18 protein-coding genes, 1 tRNA gene, 2 rRNA genes and 1 pseudogene are annotated in these 20,323 nt (G+C 56.1%); 13 read left to right on the forward strand and 9 right to left on the reverse strand.

What is annotated here, in order from left to right:
• Positions 1 to 2 precede the first annotated feature (2 nt).
• The 5 genes from mreD to GQR96_RS22380 all read right to left on the reverse strand — a co-directional run bounded on the left by mreD (position 3) and on the right by GQR96_RS22380 (position 5,132).
• Positions 3 to 491, reverse strand: a complete 489-nt coding sequence (gene mreD / locus GQR96_RS22360) for a rod shape-determining protein MreD (protein WP_002918648.1) — start codon at positions 489 to 491, stop codon at positions 3 to 5.
• On the reverse strand, positions 491 to 1,501 hold the full coding sequence (gene mreC, locus GQR96_RS22365) for a rod shape-determining protein MreC (protein ID WP_065905119.1): 1,011 nt from the start codon (positions 1,499 to 1,501) through the stop codon (positions 491 to 493). Before mreC ends, mreD begins: the two co-directional genes overlap by 1 nt.
• Before the next feature lie 70 nt (positions 1,502 to 1,571).
• On the reverse strand, positions 1,572 to 2,615 hold the full coding sequence (gene mreB, locus GQR96_RS22370; RefSeq protein WP_002918653.1) for a rod shape-determining protein MreB: 1,044 nt from the start codon (positions 2,613 to 2,615) through the stop codon (positions 1,572 to 1,574).
• A 305-nt stretch (positions 2,616 to 2,920) separates the two neighbouring features.
• A complete protein-coding gene (gene csrD, locus GQR96_RS22375; protein WP_004206243.1) occupies positions 2,921 to 4,861 on the reverse strand; it encodes an RNase E specificity factor CsrD in 1,941 nt (646 codons plus the stop codon).
• Positions 4,862 to 4,940: 79 nt separating this feature from the next.
• A complete protein-coding gene (locus GQR96_RS22380) occupies positions 4,941 to 5,132 on the reverse strand; it encodes a hypothetical protein (protein WP_032429221.1) in 192 nt (63 codons plus the stop codon).
• 231 nt (positions 5,133 to 5,363) lie between these two features.
• Between GQR96_RS22380 and msrP the strand changes: the two genes are divergently transcribed.
• The 10 genes and pseudogenes from msrP (at position 5,364) to fis (ending at position 13,830) form a co-directional block, all read left to right on the forward strand.
• A complete protein-coding gene (msrP, locus tag GQR96_RS22385; RefSeq protein WP_017899937.1) occupies positions 5,364 to 6,365 on the forward strand; it encodes a protein-methionine-sulfoxide reductase catalytic subunit MsrP in 1,002 nt (333 codons plus the stop codon).
• Entirely contained in the window at positions 6,365 to 6,964 is a 600-nt protein-coding gene (gene msrQ, locus GQR96_RS22390) for a protein-methionine-sulfoxide reductase heme-binding subunit MsrQ (protein ID WP_023319225.1), read from the forward strand. The genes msrP and msrQ overlap by 1 nt, the downstream gene beginning before the upstream one ends.
• A 232-nt stretch (positions 6,965 to 7,196) precedes the next feature.
• On the forward strand, positions 7,197 to 7,649 hold the full coding sequence (gene aroQ / locus GQR96_RS22395; protein ID WP_004206246.1) for a type II 3-dehydroquinate dehydratase: 453 nt from the start codon (positions 7,197 to 7,199) through the stop codon (positions 7,647 to 7,649).
• Positions 7,650 to 7,671: 22 nt separating this feature from the next.
• Positions 7,672 to 8,139 carry an acetyl-CoA carboxylase biotin carboxyl carrier protein gene (gene accB / locus GQR96_RS22400; protein ID WP_004206250.1) on the forward strand — a complete coding sequence of 156 codons (468 nt, stop codon included), beginning with the start codon at positions 7,672 to 7,674 and terminating at the stop codon, positions 8,137 to 8,139.
• A 10-nt stretch (positions 8,140 to 8,149) separates the two neighbouring features.
• Positions 8,150 to 9,499 carry an acetyl-CoA carboxylase biotin carboxylase subunit gene (gene accC, locus GQR96_RS22405; RefSeq protein ID WP_004174096.1) on the forward strand — a complete coding sequence of 450 codons (1,350 nt, stop codon included), beginning with the start codon at positions 8,150 to 8,152 and terminating at the stop codon, positions 9,497 to 9,499.
• 110 nt (positions 9,500 to 9,609) lie between these two features.
• Positions 9,610 to 9,852, forward strand: a complete 243-nt coding sequence (locus GQR96_RS22410; RefSeq protein WP_004206253.1) for a DUF997 family protein — start codon at positions 9,610 to 9,612, stop codon at positions 9,850 to 9,852.
• A complete protein-coding gene (panF, locus tag GQR96_RS22415) occupies positions 9,842 to 11,293 on the forward strand; it encodes a sodium/pantothenate symporter (protein WP_048325859.1) in 1,452 nt (483 codons plus the stop codon). The genes GQR96_RS22410 and panF overlap by 11 nt, the downstream gene beginning before the upstream one ends.
• Positions 11,294 to 11,304: 11 nt before the next feature.
• The gene (prmA, locus tag GQR96_RS22420; protein ID WP_004144971.1) at positions 11,305 to 12,186 is read left to right on the forward strand and encodes a 50S ribosomal protein L11 methyltransferase; all 882 of its coding nucleotides are present in this window, start codon (positions 11,305 to 11,307) and stop codon (positions 12,184 to 12,186) included.
• 357 nt (positions 12,187 to 12,543) lie between these two features.
• A pseudogene (gene dusB, locus GQR96_RS22425) lies at positions 12,544 to 13,552 on the forward strand (tRNA dihydrouridine synthase DusB).
• The gene (gene fis / locus GQR96_RS22430) at positions 13,534 to 13,830 is read left to right on the forward strand and encodes a DNA-binding transcriptional regulator Fis (RefSeq protein WP_000462905.1); all 297 of its coding nucleotides are present in this window, start codon (positions 13,534 to 13,536) and stop codon (positions 13,828 to 13,830) included. The pseudogene dusB and the gene fis overlap by 19 nt, the downstream one beginning before the upstream one ends.
• Positions 13,831 to 13,914: 84 nt before the next feature.
• Here the strand turns inward: fis and envR are convergent, their stop codons facing one another.
• Entirely contained in the window at positions 13,915 to 14,568 is a 654-nt protein-coding gene (gene envR, locus GQR96_RS22435) for an acrEF/envCD operon transcriptional regulator (protein WP_004206257.1), read from the reverse strand.
• Positions 14,569 to 14,943: 375 nt separating this feature from the next.
• Here envR and GQR96_RS22440 point away from each other — a divergent pair, with 375 nt between their 5' ends.
• The 3 genes from GQR96_RS22440 to GQR96_RS22450 all read left to right on the forward strand — a co-directional run bounded on the left by GQR96_RS22440 (position 14,944) and on the right by GQR96_RS22450 (position 19,722).
• A complete protein-coding gene (locus GQR96_RS22440) occupies positions 14,944 to 16,083 on the forward strand; it encodes an efflux RND transporter periplasmic adaptor subunit (RefSeq protein ID WP_004206259.1) in 1,140 nt (379 codons plus the stop codon).
• Between the two features lie 12 nt (positions 16,084 to 16,095).
• Positions 16,096 to 19,206 (forward strand): efflux RND transporter permease subunit, encoded by a 3,111-nt coding sequence (locus GQR96_RS22445; protein ID WP_004206260.1) that lies wholly within the window; start codon positions 16,096 to 16,098, stop codon positions 19,204 to 19,206.
• A gap of 294 nt (positions 19,207 to 19,500) precedes the next feature.
• Entirely contained in the window at positions 19,501 to 19,722 is a 222-nt protein-coding gene (locus tag GQR96_RS22450) for a putative periplasmic lipoprotein (RefSeq protein WP_004206262.1), read from the forward strand.
• Positions 19,723 to 19,949: 227 nt separating this feature from the next.
• Here the strand turns inward: GQR96_RS22450 and rrf (GQR96_RS22455) are convergent.
• The 3 genes from rrf (GQR96_RS22455) to rrf (GQR96_RS22465) all read right to left on the reverse strand — a co-directional run bounded on the left by rrf (GQR96_RS22455) (position 19,950) and on the right by rrf (GQR96_RS22465) (position 20,309).
• Positions 19,950 to 20,065, reverse strand: a 5S ribosomal RNA gene (rrf, locus tag GQR96_RS22455).
• A 38-nt stretch (positions 20,066 to 20,103) separates the two neighbouring features.
• Positions 20,104 to 20,179 (reverse strand) — tRNA-Thr (locus GQR96_RS22460).
• Between the two features lie 14 nt (positions 20,180 to 20,193).
• A 5S ribosomal RNA gene (gene rrf, locus GQR96_RS22465) occupies positions 20,194 to 20,309 on the reverse strand.
• Between the last annotated feature and the right edge of the window lie 14 nt (positions 20,310 to 20,323).

Consider the following 20,323-nt stretch of genomic DNA (forward strand, 5'->3'; position numbering starts at 1 on the left):
CCTTATTGCACTGCAAATTGCTGACGCACTTTACGCATCAGCAGGAAGAGCCATGGCCAGAGGATACCGTTTACTACACTACTCCAGAATACTTCCGGACGGAAAGAGACGTTGATCACTAAAAACTCTGCCCAGAAAACAATGATATCCACGGCGAGGGATAACAGCATGACCACCAGCGCCTGTTGCCACAGCGCCAGGTTACGGAACAGCTGATACTTCAGCGCCACCAGATAGGCGACGATGCTCAAGGACAGCGCGCGAACGCCCAGCGTCGAGCCGCTGATGAGATCAAGAATAGCCCCCATCACGAAGCCCGTCCCCACGTTCACCCGGTGCGGCAGCGCGAGGATCCAGTACAGCAGGATCAATAATACCCAGTTGGGCCGGAAAACGCTGATGTCCGCCGGCCAGGGCATAATTTGCAGCAATAGCGCGATAAGAAACGAGAGCCAGATAACCCAGCGTCCCTGGCTACGGTAACTTGCCACTATTGCCCCCCTGCAGGCTGCGACGGCTGAGACGGCTGAGACGGCTGAGACGGCGTCAGCCCGGTGGCGGGCGCCGGCATCTGCGGCCCCATGGCATCCGGCGCAGGCAACACCTGCGGCATCATCTGCATCAGGCGTTCGTTAGCCACGCGATGAACCTCTTCCGGAGTCATCGGGTTAGCGCCATTGCGATCGGCGCCCCACAGCAGCAGCAGATAGCGCAAACGCTGCAGACCGGCCGTCGGACGCGCCTGGATCACCGTGTAGGCGCGCTGGGTGTCCAGTTTCACTGAAGAGACAACCCCAACCGGGTACCCTTCCGGGAAACGGCCGCCAAGACCGGAGGTCACCAGCACATCGCCGACGCGAATATCGGTATTGGCCGGCAGATGCTCAAGCTGGAGGTCGTCGGTGCAGCCGTTACCGGCGGCAATGACGCGAATGTCGTTACGCAGGACCTGGATCGGCAACGCATGGGTGGCATCACAGATCAGCAGTACCCGGCTGGTCATTTTCGCTACCGCCACGACCTGCCCCACCACGCCTTTATCGCTGATAACCGGCTGGCCTTCGTAGACGCCGTTGACGCTGCCCTTATCGATAACCACCTGATCGCTATAGGGGTCGTTGACCGTTGAGATGACCTGGGTCACCATTTTTTGCTCGTCCTGGCGCAGCGGCGAGCCAAGCAGTTCACGCAGGCGCGCGTTCTCCTGCTTGTACTGGCCCAGCATCAGCAGATCGCTGTTTTTCAACAACAGCTCCTGACGCAGCGCGCGGTTTTCCAGTTCGAGCTGGTCACGGGTAGCCAGCGTCTGCGATACGCTGTCGAGCAGTTCCCGGGGACCATTAGAGACAAAGTAGAAAGGGCTGACGGCTGTATCCATGTACGTTCTGATTTGACTGAACGTACCCAGGCGGCTGTCGGCGATAATCACGCCAAGCGCCACCAGCACCGCCAGAATAAGGCGAATCTGTAGCGAGGGGCCACGGCTAAAAATTGGCTTCATAGGCTATGCGTATTCTCGTGTCAGTAAAGACCTGGGGCAGCGGGTAAGCCACCCCGGACCTTCAGGCTGACTACTCTTCGCTAAACAGGTCGCCGCCGTGCATGTCGATCATTTCCAGCGCCTTGCCGCCGCCACGCGCTACGCAGGTCAGCGGATCTTCAGCAACCACGACTGGAATACCGGTTTCTTCCATTAACAGACGGTCCAGGTTGCGCAGCAGCGCACCACCGCCGGTGAGAACCATCCCGCGCTCGGAGATATCAGACGCCAGTTCCGGCGGGCACTGCTCAAGGGCAACCATGACCGCGCTCACGATGCCGGTCAGCGGCTCCTGCAGCGCTTCAAGAATTTCGTTTGAGTTCAGGGTGAAACCGCGTGGCACGCCTTCCGCCAGGTTACGGCCGCGCACTTCAATTTCACGCACTTCATCGCCCGGATAAGCCGAACCGATTTCATGTTTGATACGCTCAGCGGTCGCTTCACCGATCAGGGAGCCGTAGTTACGACGCACGTAATTGATGACGGCTTCGTCGAAACGGTCGCCGCCGATACGCACGGAAGAAGAGTAAACCACGCCGTTCAGGGAGATAACCGCCACCTCGGTGGTACCGCCGCCGATATCCACCACCATGGAACCGGTCGCTTCAGAAACCGGCAGGCCAGCGCCGATCGCGGCCGCCATCGGTTCTTCAATCAGGAACACTTCGCGAGCGCCTGCGCCCTGCGCGGATTCACGGATAGCACGACGCTCAACCTGGGTGGCGCCAACCGGCACGCAGACCAGTACGCGCGGGCTCGGGCGCATAAAGCTGTTGCTGTGCACTTGTTTGATAAAGTGCTGCAGCATCTTTTCCGTCACGAAGAAGTCAGCGATAACGCCGTCCTTCATCGGGCGAATCGCCGCGATATTACCCGGGGTACGGCCGAGCATCTGCTTCGCTTCATGACCCACGGCGGCGACGCTTTTCGGCGATCCGGCACGATCCTGACGAATGGCCACCACGGAAGGCTCATTCAATACGATGCCTTGTCCTTTTACGTAAATAAGGGTATTCGCGGTACCCAGGTCAATGGACAGGTCATTGGAAAACATGCCACGAAATTTTTTTAACATACTAAGGGATAATCCTGAAAGCTGGGGCGGAAAACAAAATCCGCTTACTTTACCAACCACACGCAGCAGCGACAAGGCGCAAAAATCACCTGCTGCGGTGAAAATTAGTGCAGTTCATTTCCTTTGTTACAAATTTTTCCGACTCCGTTCATTGCTGAAATCTTCAGCAGCGCTCCACGCCTGAATTTGTAACCTGTCAAAGGAGGGTCACTGGCATTTACATTGCGATGATCCGGCAGGTAGACAAGCACACCCCCTTCACGATGGCGCGCGTTATTCTACGTGAAATCACGCTAAACGGCAGATCAAACCGAGTATCTTTGCGAATATTTTTTCACATTTGTGTCAAGTGGCTGTGAGGCGGCAAAAAATTCCCCCTGCCCGCCCGTGACACCGCATTGGGACAGTACCAGCCACTCGCTGCGGCTGCGTACGCCCGTCGCAAAAACTTGCATAGGCATGCCTTTACAGGCTTCCACCAGGCTTTGCACCAGCAGCTGGTTCTCGCTGCGCTTTTCGATATTGCGCGCCAGCCCCGGATGCAGTTTGATCAGCTCCGCATCCAGCTGCTTGATCCAGCTAGTTCCCACCAGGGTTAACCCTGCCTGAACCACCGCCACCCGAACGCCAAGCGCGTTAACCAACCGCATAACCGGCTGTAGACGGCCGATATATTGACAAACATCTGCCTCAGCAAGTTCAAAAATAATCCGCTGACGCTGCGATTTTTCGCACTGCATCAGAGCATCACGCAGCCAGCGCTGGAATCGCGGACGGATCAGCGACTCCACCGACAGCTGGAGCGCCAGATTCTCCTCGGGCCAGAAGCCTAAAAATGGCAGCAGGCGCGTCACCTGCAGGCGGTCATACTCCTCCGCCAGGCCAAACTGCAGCACCATCGGCATATACTCGGCGGCGATCACCTCTTCCTTACCGTCGTACATCCGCGACATCAGTTCACGGTGATGCACCCGGCCATCGCGAGTGACGGCGGGTTTCTGATACAACCGCGGCCCGCCGCGGCTCAGCATCTGTTCGATCAGCGTCCGCCAGCGAACGTTGCCGCGGCCTTTCTCCGGAAGGGTATCGTCATAGACCGACCAGCTGTTGCTGCCCTGCAGCACCGCGTTGCGCGTTGCTGCTTCAGCATGTTCCATCACTTGCGCCGCCGATTGTCCACTGCGGAAAGAACAGATGCCGATATGCATCATATCGTCACGATCGAGAATGCGCGTCGGAGGCAGCGCGTCCATGGCCTTCAGCAACAGTCCAGCGATGCTATCCGCCTCTTTTAACGTGCGGTGCGGCAGCAGCACGGCGAAGTCGCTACGGTGATAGCGGGCCAGCAGCGCGCCAGGGTAACGCATAATAAAGGTAGAGAGTAGGTTGATTAGCGTGAAGTAATGTTCTTCGGCCGCCGCTCGTCCCCAGTTGTCCCGCAGCAGATCAAACTCCGGCAGACGGATCATCATCACGATGCCGTACGCCCCCACCTTCTCCTGATCTTCGAGCAGCGTGGCCAACTGATTGTCAAAAAACAGGCGATTGTTCAGCCCGGTTTTGGAATCCTGTGCCGCATAGGAGCGAATCAGCGTATCCATCCGGCTGCGCTGATCGCTGGCGAATTGCAGCTCCGACAGCAGCATATCCAGCGCGCTACTGGTGCTGGCAGGCCATTCATAGACTGACCCGCGCACCTGCGGCCCGCGCTCGCCGCTCAGGATGCGCGTGGAACGAAGCTCAAGCAGCTCCTGACCTGCCAGCTGGCGGCGTATCCAGCGGACGGCGAAGAAAATAATCACCACCATGAAGCCGATGGAGATCGACAGCGGGGCGGTGATTGACAGCGAACGGAAATAGTTCACCATCGGGTCAACGTAGACCAGATGCAGGGTGATACCGGGATGTTTCAACGACGGGACCGTGATCTCACGGAATTGCTCATGACTGCCCAGCGGGCGGTAGCTGTCGGTTCGGGAGTGGCTGTAGAGCGGTTTACCGTTAAGCATGAAATCGATATGCACGATCTCTATCGGCGTCATCAGCTCATCCAGCTGCGGCTCAAGCTTATCAAAAGAGGTGGTGATGAGCCGGTTATCCAGCATGGTCGCCACCGCCTGAACCCGGTTTTCGACCTTGTTCTCAATGCCGTTGTAAAAACTCAGCGAAGCGCCAATCAGCGTGACAAAGATGGTCAGGCTAGTTAGCAGCGTGATAAAGGCTGAGAACTTCGTCGTTAATCGCATCCCTGTGTTAACTCCGCGAGTGAATGACTGCCCGATGAACCATCAGGCTCCCGTGCCGGCGCGCGCCTTGACGCTAGCATTAACCTTTTAAAGCGCGACGCATACTATCAAAGATGGCGAGTCTGGCAATGGAATGCGTATTATCGGCGAAAGTATGCCGATAGCGAGTATAGTCGGCAGAAAAAATTTGCCAATCGCCGCCCGCCTGCGGCCTGCGCCAGAAGCGCTTTAATTTTAGACGCTGGATGGCAAACCCGCGCCAGCGGCGCACATTATTGCTAATTTTCCATCCTGCCAGCCTCCCGCCCCCTTTTTTCCCCTGCTAAAGATGCCGGGTCAGGCGCGTTAAAGGAAACGTCTTGCGCCACTTTCCGATGATTCCTGGACGACCGCGCCCCAGCTTCGGCGGTGGCGAATGCGCCTAATGTGCAATTTTTCGTGACATATTCGCGATTCATCGCCGCCTCCGTCATGCTTAGGGAAACGCATGACGGAGGACACCATGAAAAGAAAAAAACTGACGGAAGCCGACGTCACGGCCGAATCCGTTTTTATGCTCCAGCGGCGCCAGGTGCTGAAAATGCTGGGCATCAGCGCGACCGCCCTTTCGCTTCCCGCCGCCGCACAGGCCGACCTGCTGGACTGGTTTAAAGGCCACGACCGTCCGCCAGCCCCGGCGGGCAAGGCCCTGGACTTTGCTAAACCCGCTGAATGGCAGGCTAACCTGACGCTTACTCCGGAAGATAAAGTCTCCGGCTACAATAACTTTTATGAATTCGGCCTCGATAAAGCCGATCCGGCGGCGAACGCGGGTAGCCTGCGCACCGATCCCTGGACGTTGACCATCGGCGGTGAGGTGGCGAAGCCGCTGACCCTTGACCATGACGATCTGACCAAACGCTTCCCGCTGGAAGAGCGTATTTACCGTATGCGCTGCGTGGAAGCCTGGTCGATGGTGGTCCCCTGGGTCGGCTTCCCGCTGCATAAGCTGTTGGCGCTGGTGGAGCCCACCAGCAACGCGCGCTATGTGGCCTTCAAAACCCTCTATGCCCCGGATCAAATGCCCGGGCAGAAAGATCGGTTTATCGGCGGCGGGCTCGCTTACCCTTACGTGGAGGGGTTGCGGCTGGATGAAGCGCTGCACCCGCTGACGCTGCTCACCGTCGGGGTGTATGGCAAAGCGCTGCCGCCGCAAAACGGCGCGCCGGTCCGCCTTACCGTGCCGTGGAAGTACGGTTTCAAAGGCATTAAATCCATCGTCAGCATTGAACTGACCCGCGAGCGGCCACCGACCACCTGGAACCTCGCGGCGCCGGACGAATACGGCTTCTTCGCCAACGTCAATCCGCACGTCGATCACCCCCGCTGGTCACAGGCTAGCGAGCGGTTTATCGGTGCCGGCGGCGTGCTCGATGTGAAACGTCAACCGACGCTGCTGTTTAACGGCTATGCCGACGAGGTGGCGTCGCTGTATCGCGGCATGAATCTGCGGGAGAACTTCTAGTGCGTTTCACCGTCAAACAGATCGCCTGGTTGAAGGTTTTACTTCATCTGGCGGGGTTTTTGCCGCTGGTCTGGTTATTCTGGGCCGGGCACCAGGGCTACTTTAGCGCCGATCCGGCCAAGGATATCCAGCATTTTACCGGCAGGATGGCGCTGAAGTTTCTGCTGGCGACGCTGCTGGTCTCCCCGCTGGCGCGCTACGCGAAACAGCCATTATTGATTCGCGTTCGCCGCCTGTTAGGTTTATGGTGTTTCGCCTGGGCGACCCTGCACCTGACCAGCTATACCCTGCTGGAGCTGGGCATTAACAATCTGGCGCTGCTGGGCTCGGAGATTATCAACCGCCCCTATCTGACGTTAGGCATGGTCAGTTGGGCGATCCTGCTGGCGCTGGCGGCGACGTCGACGCAGGCGATGCAGCGAAAACTGGGCCGCCGTTGGCAAATTTTACACAACTTCGTCTATCTGGTGGCGATCCTCGCGCCGATTCACTACCTGTGGTCAGTGAAGATCCTCTCACCGCAGCCCATCATTTATGCCCTGCTGGCAGTCGCGCTCCTGGCATGGCGTTACAAGAAGTTTCGCCAGTGGTGGCGCTGAATCCGGTAATGTGCAGTTTCCCGCAGATCCTTTATCAACCGCGACTCTTTTTAAGATAGCGGTTGATAATCTTCCCTGATAAGACCAGTATTTAGCTGCCAATTGCTACGAAATCGTTATAATGTGCGACTTTGGCTTTCCTGACAGGGTTTTCTGACCCTGAAAAGGTGACAAGGGCGCATTGAAGGTATATGTTGTTTTTTACCCGAAAATGGCAGGAGATCGCCACACGATGGCAGACAAGTTTCACATTTTGCTTTTGAATGGTCCAAACATTAACATGCTCGGTACCCGCGAGCCAGAGAAGTATGGATCTCTCACGCTGGCTGAGATTGTTAACCATTTAACATCTGAAGCAGCGGCGCTGAATGTGAGCCTGGATCACCTGCAGTCCAACGCGGAGCATGCGTTAATCGACCGAATTCATCAGGCTAAAGACAACGTGGACTATATCCTGATTAATCCGGCCGCGTTCACGCATACCAGCGTAGCAATCCGTGACGCGTTGCTTGCCGTGAACATCCCGTTTATCGAGATTCACCTGAGCAATGTGCATGCACGCGAACCCTTCCGCCAGCATTCGTATCTGTCAGATATCGCCGCTGGCGTTATCTGCGGACTGGGGGCGGACGGCTATTCATACGCTTTACAGACGGCGGTAAAACGCCTGTCACAATCACACTAAACAAAGAGTACGGAACCCACTCATGGATATTCGTAAGATTAAAAAACTGATCGAGCTGGTTGAAGAATCAGGTATCTCCGAACTGGAAATTTCTGAAGGCGAAGAGTCTGTTCGCATCAGCCGCTCTGCACCGGCCGCAAGCTATCCGGTTATGCAGCAGGCTTATGCTGCGCCGATGATGCAGCCTCAGGCACCTGCCGCCGCGGCTGCCGCGCCAGCTGCAGCAGCAGAAGCGCCGGCAAAAGCGGAAATCAGTGGTCACATCGTACGTTCCCCGATGGTTGGTACTTTCTATCGTACGCCAAGCCCGGACGCGAAAGCGTTTGTGGAAGTTGGCCAGAAAGTTAACGTGGGCGACACCCTGTGCATCGTCGAAGCGATGAAAATGATGAACCAGATCGAAGCCGACAAAGCCGGCGTGGTGAAAGCCATTCTGATCGAAAGCGGCCAACCGGTAGAATTCGACGAGCCGCTGGTAGTTATCGAGTAACGAGGCGAACATGCTGGATAAAATTGTCATCGCTAACCGTGGCGAGATCGCACTGCGCATCCTGCGTGCCTGTAAAGAACTAGGCATCAAGACCGTTGCTGTGCATTCCACCGCGGATCGCGATCTAAAACACGTATTGTTAGCGGATGAGACGGTCTGCATCGGTCCGGCTCCGTCCGTAAAAAGCTATCTGAACATCCCGGCTATCATCAGCGCCGCTGAGATCACCGGCGCGGTAGCAATTCACCCGGGGTATGGCTTCCTCTCTGAGAACGCCAACTTTGCTGAGCAGGTTGAGCGCTCCGGCTTTATCTTCATCGGCCCGAAAGCCGACACCATCCGCCTGATGGGCGACAAAGTGTCCGCGATCACCGCCATGAAAAAAGCCGGCGTCCCGACCGTACCCGGTTCTGACGGCCCGCTGACCGACGACATGGACGCTAACCGCGCCCATGCCAAACGCATCGGCTATCCGGTGATCATCAAGGCCTCCGGCGGCGGCGGCGGTCGCGGTATGCGCGTTGTGCGCAGCGATGCTGAACTGGCCCAGTCCATCTCCATGACCAAAGCGGAAGCCAAAGCGGCTTTCAACAACGACATGGTCTACATGGAGAAATACCTGGAAAACCCGCGTCACATCGAAATTCAGGTGCTGGCGGACGGTCAGGGTAACGCTATCTATCTGGCTGAACGTGACTGCTCCATGCAGCGCCGTCACCAGAAAGTGGTCGAAGAAGCGCCGGCGCCGGGCATCACCCCGGAACTGCGTCGCTACATCGGCGAGCGTTGCGCGAAAGCCTGTGTCGATATCGGCTACCGCGGGGCGGGTACCTTTGAGTTCCTGTTCGAAAACGGCGAGTTCTACTTCATTGAAATGAACACCCGTATCCAGGTAGAGCATCCGGTAACTGAAATGATCACCGGCGTTGACCTGATCAAAGAGCAGCTGCGTATCGCAGCCGGTCAGCCGCTGTCCATCAAGCAGGATGAAGTGGTGGTTCGCGGCCATGCGGTGGAATGCCGTATCAACGCCGAAGACCCGAACACCTTCCTGCCGAGCCCGGGTAAAATTACCCGTTTCCACGCGCCGGGCGGCTTTGGCGTGCGCTGGGAGTCCCATATTTACGCCGGTTACACCGTACCGCCGTACTATGACTCCATGATCGGCAAACTGATCTGCTACGGCGAAAGCCGTGACGTGGCGATTGCCCGCATGAAGAATGCGCTGCAGGAGCTGATCATCGATGGCATCAAGACCAACGTCGATCTGCAGATGCGCATTATGAGCGACGAGAACTTCCAGCATGGTGGCACCAACATCCACTATCTGGAGAAAAAACTCGGCTTGCAGGAAAAATAATTCTGCATTCTCAGCAAAAGGCCGGATTTTCCGGCCTTTTTTCTTTTTCTCTCTCCTCATCTATACCATGCGGTACAATCCCCGCTTTCTTCATCCTCAAGGGACAAAAAATGGACAAACGCTTTGTTCAGGCCCACAAAGAAGCGCGCTGGGCGCTGTGGCTGACCCTTCTCTATCTTGCCGCCTGGCTGGCCGCCGCCTATCTGCCGGGGGTGGCTATCGGTTTTACCGGCCTGCCCCACTGGTTTGAAATGGCCTGCCTGCTGGTTCCGCTGCTGTTTATTCTGCTGTGCTGGGCGATGGTCAAACTGGTTTTTCGCGACATTCCTCTGGAGGACGATGATGCAGTTTGAGGTCATTATTCCCCTGATCGCCTATCTGGTGGTGGTGTTCGGCTTATCCCTTTACGCCATGCGAAAACGAGCCTCAGGAAGCTTTCTGAATGAGTACTTTCTCGGCAGCCGCTCGATGGGCGGCTTCGTGCTGGCCATGACGCTAACCGCCACCTATATCAGCGCCAGCTCATTTATCGGCGGACCCGGCGCCGCCTATAAATACGGCCTGGGCTGGGTGCTGCTGGCAATGATCCAGCTTCCCGCCATCTGGCTGTCGCTGGGCGTACTGGGAAAAAAATTCGCCATTCTTGCGCGCCGTTACAACGCCGTCACCCTCAATGACATGCTGTTTGCGCGCTACCAGAGTCGTCTGCTGGTCTGGCTGGCCAGCCTGAGTCTGCTGGTAGCCTTCGTTGGCGCCATGACCGTCCAGTTTATCGGCGGCGCCCGCCTGCTGGAGACGGCTGCGGGTATTCCCTACGATACCGGTCTGCTGATCTTCGGCATCAGCATCGCGCTGTATACCGCTTATGGCGGCTTTCGCGCCAGCGTGCTCAACGACACCATGCAGGGCATGGTGATGCTGATCGGCACGATCGTGCTGCTGGTGGGGGTGATCCACGCCGCCGGCGGGATTGGCCATGCGGTAGAGACCCTGCAGTCGATCGATGTCAAGCTGGTGTCCCCTCAGGGGGCGGAAGATATCCTCTCGCCAACCTTTATGGCCTCGTTTTGGGTGCTGGTCTGCTTCGGCGTGATAGGCCTCCCGCATACCGCCGTGCGCTGTATCTCCTACAAAGACAGCAAAGCCGTGCATCGCGGCATCATTATCGGCACCATCGTGGTGGCGATCCTGATGTTTGGCATGCACCTGGCCGGCGCGTTAGGTCGGGCGGTGATCCCTGACCTCACCGTACCGGATCTGGTGATCCCGACGCTGATGGTCAAAGTGCTCCCGCCCTTTGCGGCAGGGATCTTTCTGGCCGCGCCGATGGCGGCGATTATGTCGACGATCAATGCCCAGCTTCTGCAAAGTTCCGCTACGATCATCAAGGATCTGTATCTGAACTGGCGTCCGGATCAAGCGACTAACGAAAAGCGGCTAAAACGCATGTCCGCCGGCATTACGCTCCTGTTGGGTGTCCTGCTGCTGCTCGCGGCCTGGCGACCGCCGGAGATGATTATCTGGCTGAACCTGCTGGCCTTCGGCGGCCTGGAAGCCGTCTTTCTGTGGCCGCTGGTGCTGGGCCTGTATTGGGAACGTGCCAACGCGGCTGGCGCGCTGAGCGCGATGATCGTGGGCGGTGTACTGTATGCCGTACTTGCCACGCTGAAAGTGCAGTTTCTCGGCTTCCATCCGATCGTTCCCGCGCTGCTGCTGAGTTTACTGGCGTTTGTGGCAGGGAATCGTTTCGGCCGTCCCGCACCACAGCCACCTATTTTGCCTACTGATAAATAAAGAGTTTTGCTATGCCATGGATCCAACTGAAACTAAATACCACCGGCGCGAACGCTGAAGATCTTAGCGATGCGCTGATGGAGGCCGGATCGGTCTCGATCACCTTCCAGGATACGCACGATACGCCGGTATTTGAGCCGTTGCCCGGGGAAACCCGGCTGTGGGGCGACACCGACGTGATCGGCCTGTTCGATGCCGAAACCGATATGAAAGCGGTCGTTGCCCAACTGGAGCAGCACCCGCTGCTGGGCGCCGGATTCGCGCATAAGATCGAGCAGCTGGAAGATAAAGACTGGGAGCGGGAATGGATGGATAACTTCCATCCGATGCGCTTCGGTGAGCGGCTGTGGATCTGCCCGAGCTGGCGCGACGTTCCGGATGAAAATGCCGTCAACGTGATGCTCGATCCGGGTCTGGCCTTCGGTACCGGCACGCACCCGACGACATCCCTGTGCTTGCAGTGGCTCGATGGACTCGACCTCAACGGAAAAACGGTCATTGATTTCGGCTGCGGTTCCGGCATCCTGGCGATTGCCGCGCTGAAGCTGGGAGCCGCAAAAGCGATCGGCATAGATATCGACCCGCAGGCTATTCAGGCCAGCCGCGATAACGCGCAGCGTAACGGCGTCTCTGAGCGTCTGGAGCTCTATCTTCCTCAGGACCAGCCCGAGTCGATGAAAGCCGACGTCGTGGTCGCCAATATCCTGGCTGGCCCGTTACGTGAGCTGGCGCCGTTAATCAGCGTCCTGCCCGTTTCAGGCGGTTTGCTGGGGCTTTCCGGCATCCTTGCCAGCCAGGCGGAGAGCGTCTGTGAAGCCTACGCCGATCTCTTCACCCTTGACCCGGTGGTCGAGAAAGAGGAGTGGTGCCGGATCACCGGCCGGAAAAACTAAGTGCAATGCGGCCTGTGGGCCGCATTTTTGTTTCCAGTAGCCACCAAATAATGCCAGGAAATGAGAGGCAGATCGCACTACAGAGCACTTTTTTGACTATAAAAACAGCGTTTTATATCGCCCGGTAGCGAGTTTGTCTAAGAAAAATCGAGAAGTTTTATGATTTTATAAATGGACACAAATTATCCATCAGCCATTAAATCAATGATTAATATAAGTATTTATTCATCCCTTTTACGTTAGTCCCGGATTCATTGATCTGCAACAGAGGATTGCTCAAAGTTTGGCCTTTCATCTCGTGCAAAAAATGCGTAATATACGCCGCCTTGCAGTCACAGTATGGTCATTTCTTAACTCATGCGCATCGGACACCACCAGCTCAGAAATCGCCTGATCGCAGCGCCCATGGCTGGCATTACTGACAGACCATTCCGGACGCTGTGCTACGAGATGGGAGCGGGTTTAACCGTTTCCGAGATGATGTCCTCTAACCCACAGGTGTGGGAGAGCGACAAGTCCCGTTTACGGATGGTGCATATTGATGAGCCCGGTATTCGTACCGTGCAAATCGCCGGTAGCGTGCCGGAAGAGATGGCTGCCGCCGCGCGGATTAACGTGGAAAGCGGCGCCCAGATTATTGATATCAATATGGGATGCCCGGCGAAAAAGGTGAATCGCAAGCTTGCAGGTTCAGCCCTCTTGCAGTACCCCGACCAGGTGAAGTCGATCCTGACGGCGGTCGTGAATGCGGTGGACGTTCCTGTGACTCTCAAGATTCGCACCGGTTGGGAACCGGAACACCGTAACTGCGTAGAGATTGCCCAACTGGCCGAAGAGTGTGGCATTCAGGCTCTGACTATTCACGGACGCACCCGCGCCTGCTTGTTTAACGGAGACGCTGAGTACGACAGTATTCGGGCAGTTAAGCAGAAAGTTTCCATTCCGATTATCGCGAATGGCGACATTACTGACCCGCTTAAAGCCAGAGCTGTGCTCGACTATACAGGGGCTGATGCCCTGATGATAGGCCGTGCAGCTCAGGGAAGACCCTGGATCTTTCGGGAAATCCAGCATTATCTGGACACTGGAGAGCTGCTGCCCCCGCTGCCGCTGGCAGAGGTCAAGCGCTTGCTTTGTGCGCACGTTCGGGAATTGCATGACTTTTATGGTCAGGCAAAAGGGTACCGAATCGCGCGTAAACACGTCTCCTGGTATCTTCAGGAACATGCTCCAGATGACCAGTTTCGGCGCACATTCAACGCCATTGAGGATGCCAGCGAACAGCTGGAGGCGTTGGAGGCATACTTCGAAAATTTTGCGTAATAGAAATAAAGAGCTGACAGAACTATGTTCGAACAACGCGTAAATTCTGACGTACTGACCGTTTCTACCGTTAACTCTCAGGATCAGGTAACTCAAAAGCCCCTGCGTGACTCGGTTAAACAGGCACTGAAGAACTATTTTGCTCAACTGAACGGTCAGGATGTGAATGACCTGTATGAGCTGGTACTGGCTGAAGTTGAACAGCCCCTGTTGGACATGGTGATGCAATACACCCGTGGTAACCAGACCCGCGCTGCCCTGATGATGGGCATCAACCGCGGTACGCTGCGTAAAAAACTGAAAAAATACGGCATGAACTGATACTAGTCAGTTGCTTGCTTGATATAAAAGGCGCTCTTCGGCATGGGGAAGCGCCTTTTTTATTACCTGCGACAGCGGGACACATCACTGATTCACCGCCCGCAGTACCGGCGCCTCCGATACATGAGCAGCACAGACTACCGCCATAACATTATCCACCAGCGCAGGCGCCTGCTGATAAAGATCGAAGCGTTGCGGATCGAGCAGCCAGTTTTTAATCAGCCCGGAAAAGGCGCTGTGTAAAACAATTAATATCACTTCAATATTTGTTTCGGCTGGCAATATATTGTTACGCACACAGCGCTGAAGCATGCCGCCAATCAGCGAATAATTAAAACCAATGCGCTGGCGAATTTCGTTTTCCGAAAGCATATCATTGGCAAACTCGCAGCGCTGATAAAGAATTTGCATCAGCGCGCGCTGGCGAGGATTCGCAGCAATATAGCGGAGCCCGGTAATAAACCGCTCGCGCAATGCATTTAACGGCTCCTGTTCATTCTCTGTTACGAGGCTATGCTGAATCAAATCCCTGAGCGGTGGCTGCTGCTGCCACATTTCATTAAACAGCTCAGTCTTACTGGCAAAATGCCAGTATACGGCGCCGCGGGTCACTCCCGCCGCATCAGCAATATCCGTCAGGGTTGTGTTGGTCACCCCCCGCAGGGCGAACTGCTGGATCGCGGACTCAATCAGGAGCTGCCGCGTGCGTAGCGCCTCTTCTTTCGTTTTTCTAGCCATACAAGCCCCTTCCCGTCAGACAGGTTATTCAGGATTTTCTGAAGATCGCTTAACCTAACATTTGTCATGGAATATTTTTTAGCAAAAATGCAGACAAGTTAATTCTGAAGCTGTCGCCAAATAAATTACCCAAAAGAATATTAATAAATAACCCATTCACTGAATTGATGTCTATTTATTAAGTTTTACAATTGAGGTAAATAGCAAAAAAATCCTGCGCGCTTTTTTGTTTTTGCGTGCCTTGCTGATTGCTCAAAAATAAGTATCCCTTACATCCAGCGGCGTTTATTTGTAGGATGGCAAACTGCTTTTTAATTCCCTCTTTCTTTCACAGATTCGCCGCCGAATTTGGCACGTAATCTATAAGGAACCGCCATGACAACTCACGCCAGAGTGACACTTTTATCCGGTTTAATTATCTCGGCCTTATTGCTTACCGGCTGCGATAATTCGGACAACCCGCAACCCCATGCCCAGGCGCCGCAGGTGACGGTCCATGTCGTGAACAGCGCGCCGCTGTCGGTCACCACCGAACTGCCAGGCCGAACTTCAGCTTTTCGCGTGGCGGAAGTCCGCCCTCAGGTAAGCGGAATCATCCTGAAGCGTAACTTTGTTGAAGGAAGCGATGTCGAAGCAGGCCAGTCGCTCTATCAGATCGATCCGGCAACCTACCAGGCGGCGTGGAACAGCGCCAAGGGCGATGAGGCTAAAGCCGAAGCCGCAGCCGCCATCGCCCACTTAACGGTGAAACGCTACGTTCCGCTGCTGGGCACCAAGTATATCAGTCAGCAGGAATACGATCAGGCGGTGGCCACCGCCCGCCAGGCCGACGCTGACGTCATCGCCACCAAAGCCTCCGTGGAAAGCGCCCGCATCAACCTGGCCTACACCAAAGTGACCTCTCCCATTAGCGGACGCATCGGTAAATCGAGCGTCACCGAGGGAGCGTTGGTCACCAACGGTCAGTCGGATACCCTGGCTACCGTCCAGCAGCTCGATCCGATCTACGTCGACGTGACGGAATCCAGCAATGACTTCATGCGCCTTAAGCAGGAAAGCCTGCAACGCGGCGGCGACACCAAAAGCGTTGAGCTGGTGATGGAGAACGGTCAGGCCTATCCGCTTAAGGGTTCGCTGCAGTTCTCCGACGTGACTGTCGATGAAAGTACAGGTTCAATTACCCTGCGCGCTATCTTCCCTAACCCACAGCATATCCTGCTGCCGGGAATGTTCGTTCGCGCCCGCATCGATGAAGGCACCGATCCGCAGGCCATCCTGGTGCCGCAGCAGGGGGTGACCCGTACGCCGCGGGGCGATGCCTCCGTCATGCTGGTGAATGACAAAAACCAGGTTGAAACCCGTCAGGTGGTAGCTTCCCAGGCCGTGGGCGATAAGTGGCTTATCACCAGCGGGCTGAAGCCGGGCGATAAGGTGATTATCAGCGGCTTACAGAAAGTCCGTCCAGGCGTCACCGTTAAAGCAGAAGCGGAGCGTGCGGCACCGGTCGCACAATAAGGATACCCAGCCATGTCTAAGTTTTTTATCCATCGACCAGTCTTTGCCTGGGTGCTGGCGATCATCATGATGATTGCCGGAGGTCTGGCCATTCTGCAGTTGCCGATAGCGCAGTATCCGACGATAGCGCCCCCTGCGGTGGCGATCTCCGCTACCTATCCTGGTGCGGATGCCCAGACCGTGCAGGACACGGTCACTCAGGTTATTGAGCAGAACATGAACGGTATCGACAACCTGATGTATATGTCGTCGACCAGCGATTCCGCCGGCTCAGTAACCATCACGCTTACCTTTAAGTCCGGCACCGATCCGGATATCGCCCAGGTGCAGGTGCAAAACAAACTGCAGCTGGCCACCCCGCTGCTGCCTCAGGAAGTCCAGCAGCAGGGAATTAGCGTAGAAAAGTCCAGCAGCAGCTTCCTGCTGGTGGCCGGCTTTATCTCTGATAACCCGGTCACTACCCAGGACGATATTTCCGACTATGTCGCCTCTAATGTTAAAGATCCCATCAGCCGCCTCAACGGTGTGGGCGATGTCCAGCTGTTTGGCGCACAGTACGCCATGCGCATCTGGCTGGATGGCAACCTGCTGAACAAATACAACCTGACGCCAGTGGATGTCATTAATGCGCTGCAGGTTCAGAACGATCAGATCGCCGCCGGCCAGCTGGGCGGTACGCCAGCGCTAAAAGGCCAGCAGCTCAATGCGTCGATCATTGCCCAGACGCGGCTTAAAGATCCGCAGGAGTTTGGCAAGGTCACGCTGCGGGTCAATGCCGATGGCTCTGTCGTCCATTTGAAAGATGTCGCCCGCATTGAGCTGGGCGGAGAGAACTACAACGTCGTCGCCAGAATTAACGGTAAGCCCGCCTCTGGTCTGGGTATTAAGCTTGCGACCGGCGCCAACGCGCTGGATACCGCCACGGCGATTAAAGCGAAGCTGGCCGAACTGCAGCCTTACTTCCCCCAGGGAATGAAGGTGGTCTATCCGTACGATACGACCCCTTTCGTTAAAATCTCTATTCACGAAGTGGTCAAAACGCTATTTGAAGCGATTATTCTCGTCTTCCTTGTCATGTATCTGTTCCTGCAGAACATGCGCGCAACGCTCATTCCGACCATTGCCGTGCCCGTCGTGCTGTTGGGCACCTTCGCCGTACTGTCGATGTTTGGCTACTCCATCAACACCCTGACGATGTTTGGCATGGTGCTGGCGATAGGTCTGCTGGTCGATGACGCTATCGTCGTAGTGGAAAACGTTGAGCGCGTGATGGTTGAGGAAAAACTCTCGCCAAAAGAAGCGACGGAAAAGTCGATGTCGCAGATCCAGGGGGCGCTGGTGGGTATCGCCATGGTGCTCTCTGCGGTATTCGTGCCGATGGCCTTCTTCGGCGGTTCCACCGGCGCGATTTATCGCCAGTTTTCGATCACCATCGTTTCCGCCATGGCGCTCTCCGTGCTGGTTGCCCTGGTCCTGACGCCAGCGCTCTGCGCCACGTTGTTAAAGCCGTCCTCGGTCGAACACCATGAGAAAAAAGGCTTCTTCGGCTGGTTTAACGCCCGCTTTGACCAGAGCGTTAACCACTACACCAACAGCGTCAGCGGTATTTTGCGTGGAACCGGCCGTTACCTGGTGATCTATCTGCTGATCGTCGTGGGAATGGCCGTGCTGTTTATGCGTCTCCCGACATCCTTTCTACCCGATGAAGACCAGGGGGTCTTCCTGACCATGATCCAGTTGCCCTCCGGCGCCACCCAGGAGCGGACACAGAAAGTGCTGGATACCGTGACCGACTACTATCTGCATAACGAGAAGGCTAACGTCGACAGCGTCTTTACCGTGAACGGCTTCAGCTTCAGCGGCCAGGGGCAAAACTCCGGCATGGCGTTTGTCAGCCTGAAACCCTGGGAGGCGCGCAGCGGTGATGAAAACAGCGTGGAGTCCATCATCAAGCGAGCCACCGTGGCTTTCAGCCAGATCAAAGACGCCATGGTTTTCCCGTTCAACATGCCTGCCATTATTGAGCTGGGTACCGCCACCGGCTTCGACTTTGAGCTGATCGACCAGGGCGGGCTAGGTCATACCGCCCTGACGCAGGCGCGCAATCAACTGCTGGGCATGGTGAAACAGCATCCGGATCAGCTGGTGCGGGTACGGCCTAATGGGCTGGAAGATACGCCGCAGTTCAAACTGGATGTCGACCAGGAAAAAGCGCAGGCGCTGGGCGTATCGCTCTCCGATATCAATGAAACGATATCAGCCGCGCTGGGCGGGTACTACGTCAATGACTTTATTGACCGTGGTCGCGTCAAGAAAGTGTACGTCCAGGCTGATGCCCATTTCCGTATGCTGCCGAGCGACATTAACAATATGTATGTTCGTAGCGCCAATGGCGAAATGGTCCCGTTCTCCGCCTTCGTCACTTCGCGCTGGATTTATGGCTCGCCGCGTCTGGAACGCTACAACGGTTTACCCTCCATGGAAATCCTCGGTGAAGCCTCGCCGGGTAAAAGTACCGGGGAAGCCATGGCGCTGATGGAAGCGCTGGCCAGTAAGCTGCCGAGCGGCATTGGTTACGACTGGACCGGGATGTCTTACCAGGAACGCCTTTCCGGCAACCAGGCTCCCGCGCTTTATGCCATCTCGCTGATTGTCGTCTTCCTGTGCCTGGCGGCGCTGTATGAGAGCTGGTCGATTCCATTCTCAGTCATGTTAGTGGTTCCGCTGGGGGTGATCGGCGCGCTGTTAGCCGCCACGCTGCGTGGGCTGAATAATGACGTGTACTTCCAGGTAGGCCTTCTGACCACGATCGGTTTGTCGGCGAAGAACGCGATCCTGATCGTCGAATTCGCCAAGGATCTGATGGAGAAAGAGGGGAAAGGGATCATTGAAGCAACCCTGGAGGCATCGCGGATGCGCCTGCGACCCATTCTGATGACCTCTCTGGCTTTTATTCTCGGAGTCATGCCGCTGGTGATTAGCCATGGTGCCGGCAGCGGGGCGCAGAATGCGGTAGGTACCGGCGTCATGGGCGGGATGCTAACCGCGACACTGCTGGCGATCTTTTTTGTTCCGGTCTTCTTTGTGGTCGTCAGACGACGTTTTACCCGGCACGCTGAATAACCCGGCCTGGTTTTAAAGGCGCCCCCTGCGGGCGCTTTTTTTTTCGCCTGGCATATTAGCAACCCGCTCAGCTTCCCGCTATCTGACAACCTCTATCACATGCGGCAGCGCGGGGAGACGATCTTTCTCTCCATCTTTTCTGCATATTCCCCTGCTTATCTTCACGATATTTACGTGGCTCATATATTGAGATGATTTCGGCATCCGGGCCGGACAATCCGCGGTGATAAAATAAGCCATTCCGTTCTGCACTGGCTCTCAGTACAACCCTGCGGATTATCCAGAGGTAATATCATGAAAAAGTATTTAATCGTGGCGCTGCTGGCCTCTCTGCTGGCAGGCTGTGCCCATGACTCTCCCTGCGTGCCGGTTTATGACTCGCAAGGCCGCTTAGTCCACACCAATACCTGTATGAAGGGCACAACAGAAGACAACTGGGACACGGCAGGCGCGATCGCCGGGGGGGCCGCCGCGGTAGCCGGCCTCACGTTAGGGATCGTCGCACTGACCCGCTAATTCACCCCCGACCAGCAGATACTGGGGCTAGCGTCGAACCTGTATCTGCTCTTCTGCGCATCATCCACATGACAACCGGGCAAATAAACTCTCTGTCCCTTGCTGCATTACGAGCAAATCGACTTTGACGGGTTTCCCCCTGGTGGCAGGACTGTTTATCAACAGATAACAGATAGCACAAAAGCAGAAGGCCCAGTCTTTCGACTGGGCCTTCTGCTTTATTTGATGCCTGGCGATTCCCTACTCTCACATGGGGAGACCCCACACTACCATCGGCGCTACGACGTTTCACTTCTGAGTTCGGCATGGGGTCAGGTGGGACCGCCGCGCTATTGTCGCCAGGCAAATTCTTTACAACGTGCCGAACTTTAACCTAAAAAGTGGTGCTGATACCCAGAGTCGAACTGGGGACCTCACCCTTACCAAGGGTGCGCTCTACCAACTGAGCCATATCAGCACGCTAAATTTGATGCCTGGCAGTTCCCTACTCTCACATGGGGAGACCCCACACTACCATCGGCGCTACGGCGTTTCACTTCTGAGTTCGGCATGGGGTCAGGTGGGACCACCGCGCTAGTGCCGCCAGGCAAATTCTGTTTTA

Source organism: Klebsiella sp. PCX (assembly GCF_021869705.1).
Lineage (GTDB): Bacteria > Pseudomonadota > Gammaproteobacteria > Enterobacterales > Enterobacteriaceae > Klebsiella > Klebsiella quasipneumoniae.